Source organism: Protofrankia sp. CiP3, from assembly GCF_917627345.1.
GTDB lineage: Bacteria > Actinomycetota > Actinomycetes > Frankiales > Frankiaceae > Protofrankia.
This window is the reverse complement of record NZ_CAKJTM010000082.1, coordinates 6,265-22,044: the sequence shown is the minus strand read 5'-3', so window position 1 is coordinate 22,044 and position 15,780 is coordinate 6,265. Positions and strand designations below refer to the sequence as shown.

The 15,780-nt window shown below is 68.8% G+C and carries 12 protein-coding genes; 10 read left to right on the top strand and 2 right to left on the bottom strand.

Going from position 1 to position 15,780, the window contains the following annotated elements; genetic code table 11:
- The first annotated feature begins 728 nt into the window (after nucleotides 1-728).
- Nucleotides 729-1,064 carry a hypothetical protein gene (locus tag MJ797_RS20780; RefSeq protein WP_239339406.1) on the top strand — a complete coding sequence of 112 codons (336 nt, stop codon included), beginning with the start codon at nucleotides 729-731 and terminating at the stop codon, nucleotides 1,062-1,064.
- Nucleotides 1,065-1,146: 82 nt separating this feature from the next.
- Here the strand turns inward: MJ797_RS20780 and MJ797_RS20775 are convergent, their stop codons facing one another.
- Nucleotides 1,147-1,623 (bottom strand): NUDIX domain-containing protein, encoded by a 477-nt coding sequence (locus MJ797_RS20775; RefSeq protein WP_239339404.1) that lies wholly within the window; start codon nucleotides 1,621-1,623, stop codon nucleotides 1,147-1,149.
- Nucleotides 1,624-1,636: 13 nt separating this feature from the next.
- Complete coding sequence (locus MJ797_RS20770) at nucleotides 1,637-2,998, bottom strand: hypothetical protein (RefSeq protein WP_239339402.1); 1,362 nt, start codon at nucleotides 2,996-2,998, stop codon at nucleotides 1,637-1,639.
- Between the two features lie 159 nt (nucleotides 2,999-3,157).
- Here MJ797_RS20770 and MJ797_RS20765 point away from each other — a divergent pair, with 159 nt between their 5' ends.
- The 9 genes from MJ797_RS20765 to cmr4 all read left to right on the top strand — a co-directional run.
- The gene (locus MJ797_RS20765; RefSeq protein WP_239339399.1) at nucleotides 3,158-3,343 is read left to right on the top strand and encodes an FxLD family lanthipeptide; all 186 of its coding nucleotides are present in this window, start codon (nucleotides 3,158-3,160) and stop codon (nucleotides 3,341-3,343) included.
- Nucleotides 3,344-3,458: 115 nt separating this feature from the next.
- Entirely contained in the window at nucleotides 3,459-5,474 is a 2,016-nt protein-coding gene (locus MJ797_RS20760) for a lantibiotic dehydratase family protein (RefSeq protein WP_239339396.1), read from the top strand.
- Entirely contained in the window at nucleotides 5,471-6,538 is a 1,068-nt protein-coding gene (locus tag MJ797_RS20755) for a lanthionine synthetase C family protein (protein ID WP_239339393.1), read from the top strand. The genes MJ797_RS20760 and MJ797_RS20755 overlap by 4 nt, the downstream gene beginning before the upstream one ends.
- Before the next feature lie 41 nt (nucleotides 6,539-6,579).
- Nucleotides 6,580-8,628 carry a methyltransferase, FxLD system gene (gene fxlM, locus MJ797_RS20750; RefSeq protein ID WP_239339390.1) on the top strand — a complete coding sequence of 683 codons (2,049 nt, stop codon included), beginning with the start codon at nucleotides 6,580-6,582 and terminating at the stop codon, nucleotides 8,626-8,628.
- A 147-nt stretch (nucleotides 8,629-8,775) separates the two neighbouring features.
- Nucleotides 8,776-9,759, top strand: coding sequence for a hypothetical protein (locus tag MJ797_RS20745; RefSeq protein ID WP_239339387.1), 984 nt, complete (start codon nucleotides 8,776-8,778; stop codon nucleotides 9,757-9,759).
- Nucleotides 9,760-10,193: 434 nt separating this feature from the next.
- The gene (locus MJ797_RS20735) at nucleotides 10,194-10,733 is read left to right on the top strand and encodes an NUDIX hydrolase (protein WP_239339384.1); all 540 of its coding nucleotides are present in this window, start codon (nucleotides 10,194-10,196) and stop codon (nucleotides 10,731-10,733) included.
- Nucleotides 10,734-11,533: 800 nt separating this feature from the next.
- Nucleotides 11,534-13,513 carry a type III-B CRISPR-associated protein Cas10/Cmr2 gene (gene cas10, locus MJ797_RS20730; protein WP_239339381.1) on the top strand — a complete coding sequence of 660 codons (1,980 nt, stop codon included), beginning with the start codon at nucleotides 11,534-11,536 and terminating at the stop codon, nucleotides 13,511-13,513.
- 26 nt (nucleotides 13,514-13,539) lie between these two features.
- Entirely contained in the window at nucleotides 13,540-14,850 is a 1,311-nt protein-coding gene (locus tag MJ797_RS20725; protein ID WP_239339377.1) for a type III-B CRISPR module-associated Cmr3 family protein, read from the top strand.
- Nucleotides 14,850-15,780, top strand: a 931-nt coding sequence (gene cmr4 / locus MJ797_RS20720; protein WP_239339373.1) for a type III-B CRISPR module RAMP protein Cmr4, incomplete at its 3' end; no start/stop codon positions are given. The genes MJ797_RS20725 and cmr4, both read left to right, overlap by 1 nt.

Genomic DNA, 15,780 nt, shown 5'->3' with positions numbered 1-15,780 from the left:
GACCACTAAGCCCAGTCCGATCATGAGGGCATTGAAACCGCCTGGTTCCAATCGGTGGCGGTTCGAAGGTCGGTCGTATGACTGTGCGCGATTGGGCGGTGGGTGGGATCCGGTCGATGGACGTTTTTCGTTGGAAAGATCGGCGTATGTTTGTCGTTGAGTACGCTTATTCGGCTGAAAACCGTGCATAACAACAAGCACGTCGAGATCATGGGTCGTGTGGCGGTTACGGACCGGATTCGTGCTGTGTGACTGACTCTGGGCCCGGCAGATCCGACCCCGTGAAGATCAGCCCCCGATCATAAGGGCCCGTTGAGCACGTCTTCCGGAATCTTGATCAGGGTCTCGTGGTCGGGCACGTCTCCCACGTCCATGAGCGTCTGGGGTGGGTGACCTTCCATCCCTGCGCGATGTACGTCACGCGGTCACGCGGTCGGTGTGGCAGAGGGGCGGCCCGCCGTTAACGGCTACTTGGACACGGTCGAACACCCCCGCAGCCACCGTTGATGTACGGGTGATGGTGGTGACAGCGGGGGACGAGGCAGACTGATGGGACAACAGAACTCCGGTGGCGGCGTTTCTTGGTCGACCGCTTGTTCTACCGGGGCTCCGTTGCCTGCATGATGCGCCCTGGGGTCGCATGGCCCGGATGGCTCGTGACGACTGCCCAGCGCTAACGACGTGGCATTGGGGTTTGGTGGGAGCAGCTGGCCGAGGACAGGCGTCTGGTGGTGCCGAAGGGGCCGTGGGGAAGCATGGGGGTCGTCGAGGGCGGGACGCTGGCGTATCTCACGACGCGGCAGGGTCCTGACGGCGACGCAGAGATGCCCAGCTACGAGATCGGCGCGTGCGGCTACGGCCCGCGGGGCGTCGAGCCGGCGGCCCGGCTCGACGAGCGGGTCCGTGACTGGGACCGCGACGGCGGGCAGGGCGTCCAGTTGTGGATCGAGGCATACCCGGCTGACACCGGAGGTCCAGAGGTATCAGGCGTGCTGCTTGAGGTCGACAAGCGCGACAGTCAGGTTCTCGTCCGAGTGGCTGAGCAGGCACCCGCCGTGGTCTGACCGCCTTATCGGGGGCGGGCCAGGACAAGAGCGGCGGTAGGAGTCATTCGCGGCGACGAGAGCTAGGACTTTTTCCCCTGGCTCAGAAGCCGTCGCTGGAAACCATGGGTCCTTTCGTAAGGTAGTTGACCAGGGCGGCGCGGGTCGTGGACACGAACTGGGCGGGGATGCTGTCGGCGGGAGTCCAAGCGATTTGGGAATGCTTGTAGGGTTCGGCGTTGGTTGCTTCGCCGGTCCAGGTGTGGGTGGCGAAGACGACGGTGAGGAACCCGTTGGGGCCTTCGACGCCCCAGGAACTGTGGATGATGCCCGCGACGGTGAGATCGGCGGCCTCGACGATCAGGTCGGTTTCCTCTTTCAATTCCCGGGTGGCGGTGGTGGTGATGAGTTCGCCTTTGTCGGCTTTCCCGACGGGCAGGTCCCAGTGCCCTGCGGCGAATTTGGCGTGGGGTGCGCGCTGAAGGAGCAGGACGCGGTCGGTTGTCTGATCGTGGACGATGACGGCAGCAACGAGCAGCGTATGGGAGTCCAGCGCCGGCGGTAGGGCGGTGTCGTTCACGGCATGATCCTATTCAGATGGGCGCGTGCCGGATCCGCTGCGAGAGCCGGGCGGCGCCCGGGACCTTGCGGCGCTGGTATAGGGCGAGCGTGGGGCCGATGGAGGTGAGCGCTGATCGGGTGCGCGCTGAGGCCATGCCTTCGGCGAGGTCCAGCGCGTTGCTCCAGGCTGCGATGGCCTCGTCGGAGCGTGCTTGGGCGGCCAGGCAGTCGCCAAGATCCATGTGGGTGAGCAGGTGGACACGCGGGAACGCCTTCTGGTCCCACGAGGTGAACGCGGCCCGGTGCCTCAGTTCGGTGCCGGGATGGTCGCCGAGCTCGGTGAGGGTCCGGGCGGTGTGAGAGTCGACAGTCCCAGCGGCTGGTCCCATCAGTAGGGAGTAGCTCGGCTGTGGGTCACCGCCACGGGTGAGGGCGTCTTCAGCGGCCAGGAGCGCCCGTGCGGCGGAGGGCTTGTCGCCGAGGGCTGCGTGGGCTCGGGCGTGGGTGATGTGCAGAAGCGCTTCGGTGGCGCCGTCGGCGTGGCCTTGAGCGCGCCTGAGCGCGGCTTGGATGAGGTCGCGGCTGTGCTGGTGCTGGCGCAGGCTGAGGGCTTGGTGGGCGACGGCGCGCATCATCCATGCGGCGTGCGCGTTCGGGTCGGCTTCGACGGCGAGCTGGAACCCGAGTACGTAGTACCGCTGGGCTGCCCCTTCCTCGCCGAGGTCATGGTGTTTCCAGCCCAGCAGCCACGCCAATTCGGCCACGGCAGCGTAGGCGTCGCCACGGATGGTGCTGTTGGCGAACCGTCCGATCAGCAGCGGAGCGGCGGTGTCGGCGAAGTAGGTCGCGACGGTGGACAGGCCGTGCCCGCCGCCGAGAACTTCGTCGGCCGCACCGAATGCCCCTGTGATGCGCCGAACGACCGTGATTTCTTCGGTGCCTACCCGTGCATTTCCGGTCCGCGCCCGCAGTAGCCGCGAGACCGGTTCGGCGTCGTAGTTCAGCGGCATCGCCACATCGGAGGCGGTGTACACGGCGGCGGCCAGGTAGCCGCAGTGCTCGACATCGGCGCGGCCGAGGAGGGTGGCTGTCTCGATGGGCTGTGCTCCAGCCAACCGCGGCTCGCTGCTTGCGGCGAGGCCGAGCTCGGTGAGGGTCACCGGACGTCCGGTCCGTCGCGACAGAGCCTCGGCCAGGTAGAGGGCCGTGCGCTCGACAGGGGCGACGCCCGCGACCCAGTGGGCGACAGCCGATTTGTTGGTCCGCAGCGCTTCACCGTTCTCGGCCGCGACGCGGACTACGGCGCGCGCCACACCGTCGTAGCCCAGACCGGCCCCGGTGATGGCCTCCCTGAGTCGATGATTAGGGGCGCGCCGGTCAGGTGCCCGTGGCATCAGATTCCCGCCTGGATAAACCGATTAAACGCTCTGGAGCATCTAAAACCATAGCCGTCCGAGGTCGTGCCGTCGTTCACTGATCACGGTTCAGGCCGCCGCGACCGCTCTCGCGGCGCACCCACCGCCCCAGAGGTCTCAGCGAAGGAGCAGAGCATCATGATCACTCCGACGATCGACCAGCCGCCCACGGCGAGCCACGCCGCGGACCTCTCGGCGGGCTTCGACCCGTTCAACCTCGACATCAGCTTCATCGAGGACACCCCCGCCGCCGACACGATCTTGATGTGCAGCACGAACGACACGTGCGGGAGTTCCTGCCCGAGTGCCTGCACGACGTCCTAGATCCTCCCTGTCGCGACCACTAGTCCTTCAGGCCGCAGCCAGGCCCCTCCCGTTCATGGATCGGAGTGAGATGACTCGTTTGCGGCGCAGGCAATACCGGCGCTCCGGTCCGCCGATGCTGAGGGCCACAGTGAATCTTGCCGCCCCTGAACTCCCTGCTTGGCCTGGGTCGGGTGCCTCGACGGATCAGTGGCGGTGCTGGCTGGGCCAGGTCTGGGCAGACGAGACGTTTCAGCGGACGGTCGCGGCTGCCAGCCCGGACCTGGCCCGCCAGGTTGCGGCGATCCTCTCCGGGCGGCAGGTGGAAGCTCGTCGGGCGCGCCGGGCGGCGCTGGCCGTCGCCCGGTATGCCATCCGCTACGCCTGCCGTTCCACGCCGTTCGGGCTGTTCGCTGGCGTCGCGCTCGCCGACTTTGGAGACCGGGCAGCGGTGCGGGTCGGGCAGGCACACGAGATCATCGATCGGGCCGATTCGGTGGCGGTGGAGGCGCTGGTCAGAGCAGGGGAGGCGGACGCGGCCGTGATGGCCGGCCGCGAGGTGTGCGTCAACACCCTGACCCGGGTGGCGGACAGCCGGGTGCACATACCGGCCGAGGGGACCGCGGAGTTCTCGATGGCGCTGACCGCGGCGGTGGCACTGGTTCTAGACGCAGCCACCGCACCCATCTCCTACACCACGTTGCTGGGGAAGCTCGCCGCCGAATTCCCCGAGAGCAGCGAGCCGCGCAGGGTCGGTCTGGTGGCAGAGTTGCTGCGCACCGGTCTGCTGCGGTCGGGCCTGCGGGCCGCGGCGACCGTCGTCGATCCGACCGTCGTCCTTCCTACCGCAACGATGCCGGGTGGCGAGGTGCCGGGAACTGCGGCCCGGACGGCATCAGACGTGCGGCTGGACGCGCAGGTGCGGTTACCCGAATCGGTGGCGGTCGAAATGGAGACCGCCGCGACGGTGCTGGCCCGGCTGGCGACGTGCCCACGGGGGACCGGGCCGTGGCGCCGCTACCTGGAGATGTTCGCCGACCGGTTCGGTGAGGGTACCGAAGTCGCCTTGCTGCGGTTGACCGACCCGGGGACGGGGCTGGGGATGCCGGATGGGTTCGGCGCGGCGTCGGAGCCGCCGCGCCCGATGTCGCGCCGCGACCGGCTCCTGCTCGACCTGGCCGGGGGCGCCGCGCTGGAGGACCACCGGGAGGTGGTGCTGTCCGAGGCGATGATCGAAGAGCTGGAGGTGGCCGCAGGCGACCCACCGACCGCTCTGGCTCCGCATTTCGAGGTGTGCGCGCAGGTCGAGGCTGCGTCAATTCAAGCATTGGATCGGGGCGATTTCCGGCTGCGCCTCCACACCGTCTCACGGGCGGCCGGGACGATGACGGGCCGGTTCTGGCACCTGTTCCCCGAAGCCACCGAACTCACCGGCCTGCCCACCGTGACGGTGGGGGCGAGACTGGCGCAGCTGTCGTTCCACTCCTCCCGGCTTGGGGCCGATCTGCTTACCCGTGCACCGCAGGTGCTGCCGGAGGTGGTGAGCGTGGGCGAGTTCCGGAGGAGCGGCGAGCAGGTGCTGCGGCCAGCCGATCTCGCCGTCGGAATGGAGAACGGCCACCTGTATCTCGTGGTGGCCGCAACGGGCGTCCGGCTGGAACTCTTGACCCCGACGGCGATCAACTTCGTGTGGAACAACTTCACACCACCGCTGGTCCGGTTCCTGGCCGAACTCAGCCGCGCCGCGACTCCGCAGGTGACGTGGTTCGACTGGGGAGCCGCGTGGACGTTGCCATTCACTCCGGCGCTGCGTTATCGGCGGAGCCTCCTGGTCGCCGCTCGCTGGCAGCTGCGCGCCCGAACCCTGTCGGGCACGAAAGCCCTCCTCGGCCGAGAAGCGCCGTTACGCGGGTGGGCGGAGCAGTTGCACGCCTGGCGTGGCCGCGCAGGGGTACCCGAGCGGGTCCTTCTCGCGCTGGACGACCAGCACCTTCTCCTTGACCTCACCCGGGACCTAGACCTCGACCTGCTCCGCACCCACCTGGCCACGAATCCGGTGGCTGTGCTCTATGAAGCGCCACCGCCGGATGCCGACGGCTGGATCGGCGGGAGGGCGCACAGCATCGTCCAGGCGGTGGCGGCCCACCCATGAACGCGACCTTGACGAAGCAGCCCAGGACACAGGCGTTGGCCGAACAGGGTCTGGGCGTGGCGCTGCTGCACCTCGAACGCGGTGACCTCACGGCCACTCGCCCTTTGCTGGCAGACGCGGTCGCCGGTGGCGTGAGCATTGGCGTGAACGCGAGCCTGTTCCACGGTGCCCCCGCGCTGGAATTCGTACTCGGCCGTACGGGCAGCGCCGGGCAGACGGTCACCTCCGCCGTTGATCGGGTCGTGGCCACTCGCCTCGCCGCTGCCGCCCGGCGGCGGAAGGAGGGGCGGCTGCCGGTGCTGGCGGAGTTCGACCTCATCCAGGGCTTGGCCGGTCTGGGAGCGGTGTTGCTGTCCCGCCCCCATGCGTCCCAGCTCCGAGAGGTGCTGGGCCATCTGATCGGCCTGGCCGGCCCAGCCGCCGCTGATCCGTCGGTGCCGGGATGGTGGTGCGCGCAGGGGCCGGGGCATGAGGAGATTCCCGGCGGGCACGGCAATAACGGGATGGCCCACGGAATCGCCGGGATTTTGTCGCTGTGTGCGCTGGCCGCTTGCCACGGTGTAGACGTGCCCGGCCAGCGGTCGGCGATCGAGACGTTCTCCGACTGGTTGGAACTCCATGGCGGCTACTGGACGACCCGCGACCAGCTCACCGCCACCACGAAACCGAAGATGCCGAGGGGACGGCCGTCGTGGTGCTACGGAGATCTCGGGATCGCCCGTGCCAGGCAGCTGGCCGCGATCGCCCTTGGCGATCGGGCACGTGCCCGAACGGCCGAGAACGCCTCGGTGGCCGCTCTGGACGATTCGGTCCGCATCGGGTTGATCACTGATGCGTCGCTGTGCCATGGCTGGGCGGGGCTGCTGGCCATCACCCGCGCCATCGCCGCTGACAGCCCGGACCCCGGCCGGCTCTCCGGCCACGTGGCCCAGCTCACCGATCGTGTCGCTGCCGGGATCGACGGCCTCGCCAAACCGGGGTTCTTGGAAGGCCGTGCTGGTGCGCGCCTGGCCCTGGAGGGGACGGACGTCATCGGCTGGACCCGCGCGCTGCTGATCACCTGAACCCCGTTCACCTCGAGATTTACGCGGAGCGACCAGACACGATGGACTGGAACGACGAGAACCTGCCGACCTCCGAGACTCGGGAGTGGTGGCACGCCACGATCTCCTTTCCCGACGGCACCGGAGTGGACGCGAAGGCCGCGACCGCGCTAGGGGAGAGGCTGGCAGGGCAGCGTTGGCACTTCCTGCGTAAGGAGGGAAAGCTCCGGCTGCGCACCACACACCCCGCTAACGAGATCCTCGACGACCTCGTCGCCGACCAGCTTGCCTCGCTCTGGATCGGCGGCGTGTACGAGCCCGAGACCGAGGCATTCGGCGGCCCGGCCGGCATGGCGCTGGCACACGACCTCTTCTGCGCCGACAGCCCGCTCGCCCTCACCGAGACCGGCGACCCGCGAGCACGGGAACGGTGCATCCTGCTGTTGTCCACGATGTACAGAGCCGCCGGCCTCGACCCCTTCGAGACCGGGGACGTGTGGGCGCGTCTGGCCGCGCTCCGCCCCCAGATCGACCCACTCGACCCGGCTGGCCGCACCGCGGCGGTCGCCGGGATGCGGCGGCTGATGCACGCCGACGCCGCGCAGCGGGATACCACCGAACCCGGCTGGGCTGAGCGTGTCGCCGCGTTCCACACTGCCGGGCGCGACCTGGCGCGGCTTGCCGCCGACGGACGCCTGACGCGGGGGCTGCGCGCCGTCCTCACCCACCACACGATCTTCGCGCTCAACCGCGCCGGCACCTCGCCGCACCAGCAGGCGGCACTCGCCTGGCTTGGCCACCACGCATCCTTCGACGTCGACACGACCACCGCCGTGTGCACCGGCGTTACCGCGCCCACCGTCCATAACCTCAACCGCGTGGAGTCCGCCATCATCACGACCACCGATCCCACCGAGCGCCGCGAAGCCCTGGTGACCACGCTCACCGCTTCTGGCCATCTGCGCACTCCCGAGATCATCGCGGCTTTCCGTACCGTCGAGCGGCATACCTTCATCCCTGACGCCGACATCGAGACCGCCTACATCGACGACGCTGTGCCGATCAAGCACGACGAGCACGACGAGATGGTCTCCTGTATCTCCGCGCCGTCCATCGTGGCCACCCAGCTGGAGCAGCTCGGTGCGCGGCCGGGCCACAAGATCCTGGAAGCCGGGGCCGCTACCGGCTACAACGCCGCTCTCCTCGGCCGCCTGGTCACCCCGGGCGGGCATGTGTGGACCGTGGACGTCGATGACGATCTCGTCGGCCACGCCGCCGCTCGCGTCGCGGCGTCAGGCGCGGACAACGTGTCGGTGCTGATGGCCGACGGGGCGGCGGGACTCGCCACCTACGGCCCCTATGACCGAATCCAGTTCACTGTGGGCGCAGGAGACGTCCCCTCGGGCGTTTTGGAGCAGCTGGCCCCTGGCGGACGACTGGTTATCCCGATGCGGATCCGCGGCAGCATCTCTCGCAGCTTCGCCTTCGAGCGCGCCGATGACGACACCTGGAAGATCGTCTCGTGCGAGATGGCGTCGTTTGTGCCGCTGCGCAAGGGCGTGTGCGACGACGTCCACACCCTCATCCGTCACGAGGGAGAAGGCGATGTCAGGCTGGACACTTTCAGCGAGCAGCAGGTCGACCGGGAGGCGATGCGCACGATCCTCGACCAGCCGTCCCACAAGGTCTACACGGGCGTGAAATTCCGGCAGGGGTCAGCCTGGCAGTGGCTCTACCTGTGGCTGGCATGTGTCCTACCCAACGGCCTGTCTCGAATGCCGGGTCGACGGCCCGGCTTCACCCCGCACTTCGGCTGGGGCTCCATGGCCGCCCTGGACAGGGACAGTCTAGCCTACCTGACCGTGCGCGAAGGAGACGACAGCATCGGCCGGTACTGGGAGATCGGCGTCATCGGTCACGGCAGCGGCGCCGCAGCCCTCGCCGAACAGGTCTCGGCCGCGATCGCCGAGTGGGACCGCGACTACGGCAACGATGCGCCCGAGCCCGGCTACCGGATGGCCACCGCGGCGCACCGCGACCTGCTCAAGGCGACCGACGCGCGATTCATCATCGACAAGCGCCTCAGTCGTCTCGTCGTCGACTGGCAGTAGAAGACAGTGAGCGCGATGAACTCCACGATCGCCGACCGCATCCCGCTGGTATGCCGGACCAAACCGCCCGGGACTTCGCTGGAGACCCGCATCGCCGACCTCACCGCGCTGACTGTCGAGCTCCCAGGAGCGGACCACCACGACGAGATGGCCCGCGCCTGCGGGGTCCTCAACTTCGCCGCCCTCATCGCCTCCGACGCCGGCCTGCCCGACATGGCCGCCGAGCTGTGCTGGAAGCAGCACGGCATCTTCGCCGAAGCCGAACACATGGCGCCGGACATCGCTGTGATGGGGTTGATGCCGATCGTGAACATTGCGCGGCTCCTGATCCGCGAGGGCGATGGCAACGCCGCCTACGACGTCCTCCAGCGGCTGTATCGCGCTGCCCAAGACCGCGGCGCCACCAGCATCCGCGACCGCGACGTCGATCTCGCCCCGTGGATCCTCACCACCGGCCACCACCAGAAGATCTGCACCGAACTGTGGATCACCCTGCTCATCGACGGCGCCAGAGCCCTCGCCCGACAGGGCCGCTGGACCGAAGCTAGCCAAGCCATGGCCGCCCATCGAGGCATCGGCAATCGGCTCCTGGACGGTCGCCAAATCAAAATCATGTCCCTGCTAGAGGAAGGCTGTACCGACGAGGCCATCGCGACGATCGACTCCACCACACCGACCGAACCTTGGGAGAAGACTGTCGCCGCACTTCTACGCCAAGCCATTCAACCGGGCTCCCCGGCCTGGAAGGGAATGGACCGTACGGTGGAGGAGACGCTCGCCCTGATGAGACAGCCTGACCCGATGACCGCCGCGTTCCGGGTCCGCCTCGGGCTGACCGCCTTCGACCTGACCGCCGATACCGGCCACGCGACGAACCTGCGCGCAGCGCTCATCGACGTGGCCGCCTCCGATGCCTATGCCGCCCGCGACGTTCTTGGCCACGCCCATGTACGCGGTCAGATGACCGGCGAAGAGGAAGACAAGCTCGCCGGGCTGCTGGCCGCTGCATTCCTCGGCACGCGGACCCTCCCCACCAGCCGCATGGACGCAGTCGACGCAGCCGTCCATGCGGCAGAACACCAGCTACGCTCGCTCCTCCGCCAGGACTTACCAGATCGAGCATCGCCGTAGAAGGCACCTCGTTGCCCAGATTGAACGCGAGGAGGAGGTAGCCGAGCAGGTCGGAGAGCTTGCTGGCCATAACATCCGGGTCCGCTGGGCCACCTGTACCCGCGACGAGTCGATGGGACCCTGAAGTGGGCCGAACTGGATGTCCCCGCCGAAGGTACTCCGGCCGCTAGCGCGCCGCTCACGGTCCGCGTTCGCGAGGCGTTACCGGTTCCGGCCTCGGGCGGCGTGGCGGCATGCCCATGGCTGGACGCTGAACCAGGCTGCGCGCCAGATCAACGATGCCGCTGCGTGCACCGGACTCGACGAGGACGGGCGGGCTCCGATGACCGGGCCGTGCCTGTGCGAAGTAGAGAAATGGCCGGCCCGGTCCAGGGCACGGCCGACCGCGCCGCGATCGCGGCAATCTGGCTCTCCTACGTCAACAGGTGATCGACATGGCTATCACGGCAGACCACATCCGCACCACCCTGACTGTCTACCTCGACGCACACCCCGAGGAAAAGCCCGACCTCGCACCCGTCTTCGACCTCCTCGACACCGGCAGCGACATCACCTCCCGCAAGGAGTTCCGCGGCCATGCCACCGCCGGCGCGGCGATCGCCGACAGCGATGGACGTATCCTGCACATTCACCACCGGGTGCTCAACACCTGGCTCCTACCCGGCGGCCACCTCGAAAGCCAGGACGCCTCGCTGCTGGAAGCAGCCCTGCGCGAACTCGCTGAGGAGACCGGCATCCCCGCAGACGCCGTCACATCGGTCGGTGACCAGCCGATCCACATCGACGTCCACTCCATCCCAGCCAACGACGCCAAGGGCGAGCCGGACCACCGGCACGTCGACTTCCGATTCCTCTTCCGCACCACCGCTGACGTGCGCCAACTCCAGACCGACGAGGTCACGGCCGCCTCCTGGCGCGGAATCGACACCCTCAAAGCGACGTTGCGGCAGCGCATTGCCGCGGCCCTGCGCTGACACCCGCTCGACCGCCCTGCCTGGGTGTTGACCCCATGACGGCCCTTTCTCGTGGACAGTGGACTTCAGATCCGCTGTCCACGGAACCGGGACCGCTCCAGTCCTCGCGATTGGGTAGCATCGCTGCGGCTACAGATGGGCCCTGGGGCAGGCCCTTGCTAGCCCCAGCCCGGTTATGAGGGCATTGAAACACGTCCTTGGGTAGGTCGCCCTTGGCGAAGAAGGCCTCTTGCTAGCCCAGCCCGGTTATGAGGGCATTGAAACCGCCTGGTTCCAATCGGTGGCGGTCCGAAGGCCAGTTGTGTGACTGTGCGTGATTGGGTGCTGGGTGAGGCCCGGTCGGTGGACGTTTTCCGTTGGCAAGATCGGCGTGTGTTTGTTGGTGGGTACGCTTATCCGGCTGAAAACCGTGCATACCAACAAACACGTCGAGATCATGGATCGTGTGGCGGTTACGGATCGGATCCGTATTGTGTGACCGACTCTGGGCTCGGCGGATCCGGCCTCGGGAAAGCCGGCCCGATCATGGGGGCCCGTTGAGCACGTCTTCCGGAATCTCGATACGACCGAAGGTCAGGCGTCTGCCCGGGTGATGACGCTGGATCGGAAGCCGAGCTGCGCGGACTTTCGGTAAGCAAGGTCCTACCCGCCGCGGTGCCCTCTGGGTGGTGGTGCTAGCGTTCCCATCACTTCGATGATCGAATATCGAAGTTTGTACGGAGATCACTGTTTGCACAGAGATCGTTTTTTGTATGGAAAGCTGCCGGCGGGACGGGGGGTCCATGGCGGACGGATACGTCATGTTGACGTTGGGTGGGGTCCAGGAGTTCATCGCGGCTTCCCGGCGCACAGCCGACCTGTGGACGGCGAGCAGGCTGATGTCCCGGTTGTGCCAGGTTGCCGTACGAGGGGTGACGGACGGCAACGGTGAGCCGGTGCTCCCGGCCGTCGCGGACGTCCCGGACGGGCTACCGAACCGGATCTTCGCGGTTGTTCCCGCCGGAGGCGCGAGAAGGCTCGCGGAGCGCGTGGCGAGGGACGTCCACGCGGAGTGGGATGCCTTGCGCACGGTGACCTTCGCGAGTGTTGATGACGAGACGCGCACGAGTCTTGACACCTTCCCGGTCGTGCGGTGGGTCGTCTGGGAACAGGTCCGGGAAGCGGTCCGGGAACCAGCCGGCGTGGCTTCCCCAGCTGTCGTGGAGCCGCGTCCAGAGCCTGGGGGCGTCGCCTATGAACAGGGGTGGCGGGTGCTCTCGGCCGCGAGCCAGGCCCGCAGGCGGGTCCGTGACTTCAAGCCGTACGCCGGGCAGGGCGCCCAGCCCTGCTCGCTGTGCGGGAGCAGGGAAGGCATCGCGGGGCGAGGTGCTGCGAGGGATGGTGGCGCGGCGGCTGCCCCGGCCATTCCCGGCCGGCTGAGGCTTGCTCCGGGTGAACGCCTGTGCCCGGTCTGCGCGGTCAAGCGTGACCCGAACGTCACCGAACGCCTCGCGGGGGAACGCGCGGTGTTCCCATCCACGGCCTCTGTCGCGACCGCGCCCTTTCGCGTCCGCATACTCAGGGCACTGGCTGGCGGGAATACCAGCGGCCCGCTGGCGCAGGCGGTACGCAGGCATCGCGACGCGGTGCACGCTGTCACCGCCACCCTGCGGGCGGCCGGCGCGGGACTTTCTGGCAATCTTGAACGCCCTGGCGCGCTCCCGGCACTTGAGGCGCAGGCTCGGCTGCTCGGCGACGGCGCCCTTACCGGCTGGTCCTGGCTGGAGGGCTCCTGGTGCCTGGCCGACACCTGGCAGCCGGAGTCACTCCTGCGCGAGAACGGGCTGGCGCTGCCGGCCGGCGATCCGCGTCACGGCGCGGTTGTGCGTGCCTGCGCCGAGGGACGCCAGGCCTGCGCCGAGCTGCTCAAGGCGTTCGCCAGCACACCCGGCCCTGACGCTGCCGCTGCGCCCGACGCTGGCGCTGAAGCGGGCCTCCGGGGTGACACAGGCCGTCCGCCAGCCAGCTATCTGGCGTTGATCGTCCAGGATGCCGACAGCATGGGCCGAGCACTCTCGCATGCGCGGATGCCCACGGGCAGGGACATGCGGGACTGGCACGGCCAGGTCTCCAAGGCGCTCGTGGCGATCGCCGGAGCGCAGGTCAAGGCGCTCGAGGACGAGCACGGCCGGGCGGTCTACGCGGGTGGCGACGACCTGCTGGGACTCGTCCCCGCCGCGAGCGCGCTGCGGGTTGCGGGCCGATGCCGGGAACTGTTCCGCACCGGCGCACAGGGCCTGCTGACCCGGCCGTCCGTGTCGACCGCGGTCGTGTTCTTCCACATCAGTTATCCGTTGCAGGATGCGCTCGGCCGCGCCCGGGACGCCCTCAAAGCGGCCAAGCAGGGCCCGGGGAAGGCGAGCCTCGCGCTGGTGGTGCTGCGCCGGGGCGGCGAGCGGGCCGCGACCGTCCTGCCATGGCGGGGGCGCGGCGACCGCGATCCGGCGGCGTCGCTGACCGGCCTGGTCGAGGCCTTTCGCGGTGGTCTGTCGCCGCGGCTCATCCACGACATGTACGACGAACGGCACGGGATCGCCGAGCTCGCGGGATCGGGCCTTGACTACGGTGCCGAGGTCAGCCGTCTGGTCACCCGACATAGCGCGGTGAAGAGCCGGGCCGCGGAGTTCACCGGACGGGTGCGTGAGGTCGAACCGGCCACGAGCCGCCTCTCCGCCGACGACATGATCGTCTGGGTCGACACGCTGGAGATCGCCAGGTTCGTTGCCCAGGAGGGACGATGAGCGCAGGGAGGATGAGCGCAGGGAGGATGAGCGCGGCGGCGCCCGAGCCCGCGGCAACGCCCGCTGACCAGCCCGAGGAGACCGGCGGCGAAGCGTCGGCATGGGTGTTGTTCCACCCACTGGACGTGGTGACGTTCCGGGATGGCCGTCCCTTCACGACCGGGATGACCGCGACCGCGCACACGACCCTGCCACGGCCGACGTCGACCGGCGGGGCACTGCGCACCGTCTTCGGCACCAGCCCACTGCGGATCACCGGGCCGGTACTCGTCCGTACGGGTGGTCCCAGAACGTCGGTGCTGCTGCCCGCGCCAGCCGATCTCGTCGTTGACGACGGTGTGCCGCGCCGCCTGCACCGGCAGGAGCATCCCGGCGAGGATGGCGACACCGACCTGTTCCTGCCGGCAGGAGTCGAATCGGATCTTTCTTTTCCCGATGGGCAGCCAGCTGGGCCGAGCTTGCTGACAGGCGTGGGGGAACCCACCGGCGCCTACCTGTCCGGTGAAGCGCTTGCCGGCTACCTCGGCGGTGATCCGTCCCGCGCGTTGGAGCATCTTGCGCCATCCGATGCCGGGGCATCCGCTTCTGCCGGGAGATCGAGGTCCCAGGCACGCTCGCCGGGGCCGCTGGTACGGGAAAGCCGTCTCGGTATCGCCCGCCACCCCCGCTCGTCCCGGGACGGCACCGGGCGTACGACCGTGTCCGGTTTTCTCTACCAGGCTGATTTCTGGCGTCCGGCCGAGACCGGAGACGCGGGTGTGTCCGGCAGCGCGGGCGTCGCGTTCGGCTGCCGGGTGTGGTTCAAAAACGCTGTACCAGAACCGGTGGAGACGGTCGTGCGGCTGGGCGGTGAAGCCCGGCAGGCGGCGGTGACAGTCGTCACCGCCGGTGCGGGACTGCCGGCGCTGCCGCCGGCTCCGACGGATTTCCCGGGCGGCCGGGTGCTGCTCTACCTGGCCACCCCCGCGGTTTTCCGGGACGGCTGGCTGCCCGAGATCCCGGCTGGCGCGACGCTTCGCGCTGCCTGCACGCCGGCGCCCGAGGTGATCGCTGGAATCGACGGCGACAGCCAGCGGGTCCGGCCGTTGCGCTGGGCGGCCGCGGCGGGCAGCGTCTACTTCCTGGAATTCGACGATCCGGCCGAGGCGGCCTTGTTCGCGGCGAAGACGCACGGCGCATGCCTGCCTCAGGCGGAGGACGGGATACCTCCGAAAGACCGAGCTCAGCTGACGGGCCGGGCTCATGCGAAGGACCGGATACACCCCAAGGACTGGATCCGCCCGAAGGACTGGATGCGCACGGCCGGTTTCGGCCTGTGCCTGGTTGGGAGATGGTGATGGGCGGCTGCGCCCTGCTTTATTGTTACGCGGAAAGCGCCGTCCACGCGGGTGGGTCGGACAGCGTCGGTGTGATCGACCTGCCGATCCAGCGGGAGGCGACGACGCGCTTACCGACGATCTGGGGGCAGAGCGCCAAAGGCGCGCTGCGTGACCACGCGCGGGAGGACGGGAAGAACTGGCCGGACGTGGAGAAGGTGTTCGGCTCAGCCCCGCCGGGCGCCTCCGGCGCGGGTACCGACCCGCCGAAGCCGGGCTGGCTCGCGGTCGGGGACCTGCGGCTGGTCGCCTTCCCCGTACCGACGCTGCGTAACAGCTTCGCCTGGGTCACCAGCCCGCTGCTGCTCGCGCGCCAGACGAGGATGGCGGAGCTCGCCGGGGTGGGCGGCCTTCCGGCCATCCCGGCGGTGAACGCTGGCGAGGTGCTGCCGGCCGCGTCGTTCTGGGCCGAGCCGGGCGCCCGGCTCGCGGTCGGCGAGTACGACATGGCCGCCACACCGGTGGCGGATGCTGTGACGGCATGGGCGGGCTGGCTCGCCGACAACGCCCTGCCAGCGGCATCGGACGGCGGTGGCCGGCCGAGTCCGTCCGATCCTTTCTCCTTCTTCCGTACCAAGCTGCGTACCGATCTGTTGCTGGTCAGCGACGACGACCTGGCCGCACTCACCGAGGAGCACGTCGAGCTGCTGCCCCGGGTCCAGCTCGCGGCGGAGGCCAAGACGGTCAAGCACGGCCCCTGGTACACCGAGTACCTGCCCGCTGAGACGATCATGTGTTCGCTGTTGCGGGACTGCCTGCCGGCCACCTCCCCGGCCGAGCCTGACCGCATGGCGGGCCTGCGGGCACGTCTGGACGGGGAACTGCTGATCGCGGGCGGTGACGAGACGCTGGGCAAGGGCCTGCTGTGGCTTCGCTGGCGCGGTCCCGACA

What these genes read in the sequence shown, in the direction of transcription:
- MJ797_RS20770 (WP_239339402.1), bottom strand. Translation starts at nt 2,998, where the DNA reads ATGCCACGGGCACCTGACCGGCGCGCCCCTAATCATCGACTCAGGGAG.
- MJ797_RS20765 (WP_239339399.1), top strand. Translation starts at nt 3,158, where the DNA reads ATGATCACTCCGACGATCGACCAGCCGCCCACGGCGAGCCACGCCGCG.
- MJ797_RS20760 (WP_239339396.1), top strand. Translation starts at nt 3,459, where the DNA reads ATGCTGAGGGCCACAGTGAATCTTGCCGCCCCTGAACTCCCTGCTTGG.
- MJ797_RS20755 (WP_239339393.1), top strand. Translation starts at nt 5,471, where the DNA reads ATGAACGCGACCTTGACGAAGCAGCCCAGGACACAGGCGTTGGCCGAA.
- fxlM (WP_239339390.1), top strand. Translation starts at nt 6,580, where the DNA reads ATGGACTGGAACGACGAGAACCTGCCGACCTCCGAGACTCGGGAGTGG.
- MJ797_RS20745 (WP_239339387.1), top strand. Translation starts at nt 8,776, where the DNA reads ATGGCCCGCGCCTGCGGGGTCCTCAACTTCGCCGCCCTCATCGCCTCC.
- MJ797_RS20735 (WP_239339384.1), top strand. Translation starts at nt 10,194, where the DNA reads ATGGCTATCACGGCAGACCACATCCGCACCACCCTGACTGTCTACCTC.
- cas10 (WP_239339381.1), top strand. Translation starts at nt 11,534, where the DNA reads ATGTTGACGTTGGGTGGGGTCCAGGAGTTCATCGCGGCTTCCCGGCGC.
- MJ797_RS20725 (WP_239339377.1), top strand. Translation starts at nt 13,540, where the DNA reads ATGAGCGCGGCGGCGCCCGAGCCCGCGGCAACGCCCGCTGACCAGCCC.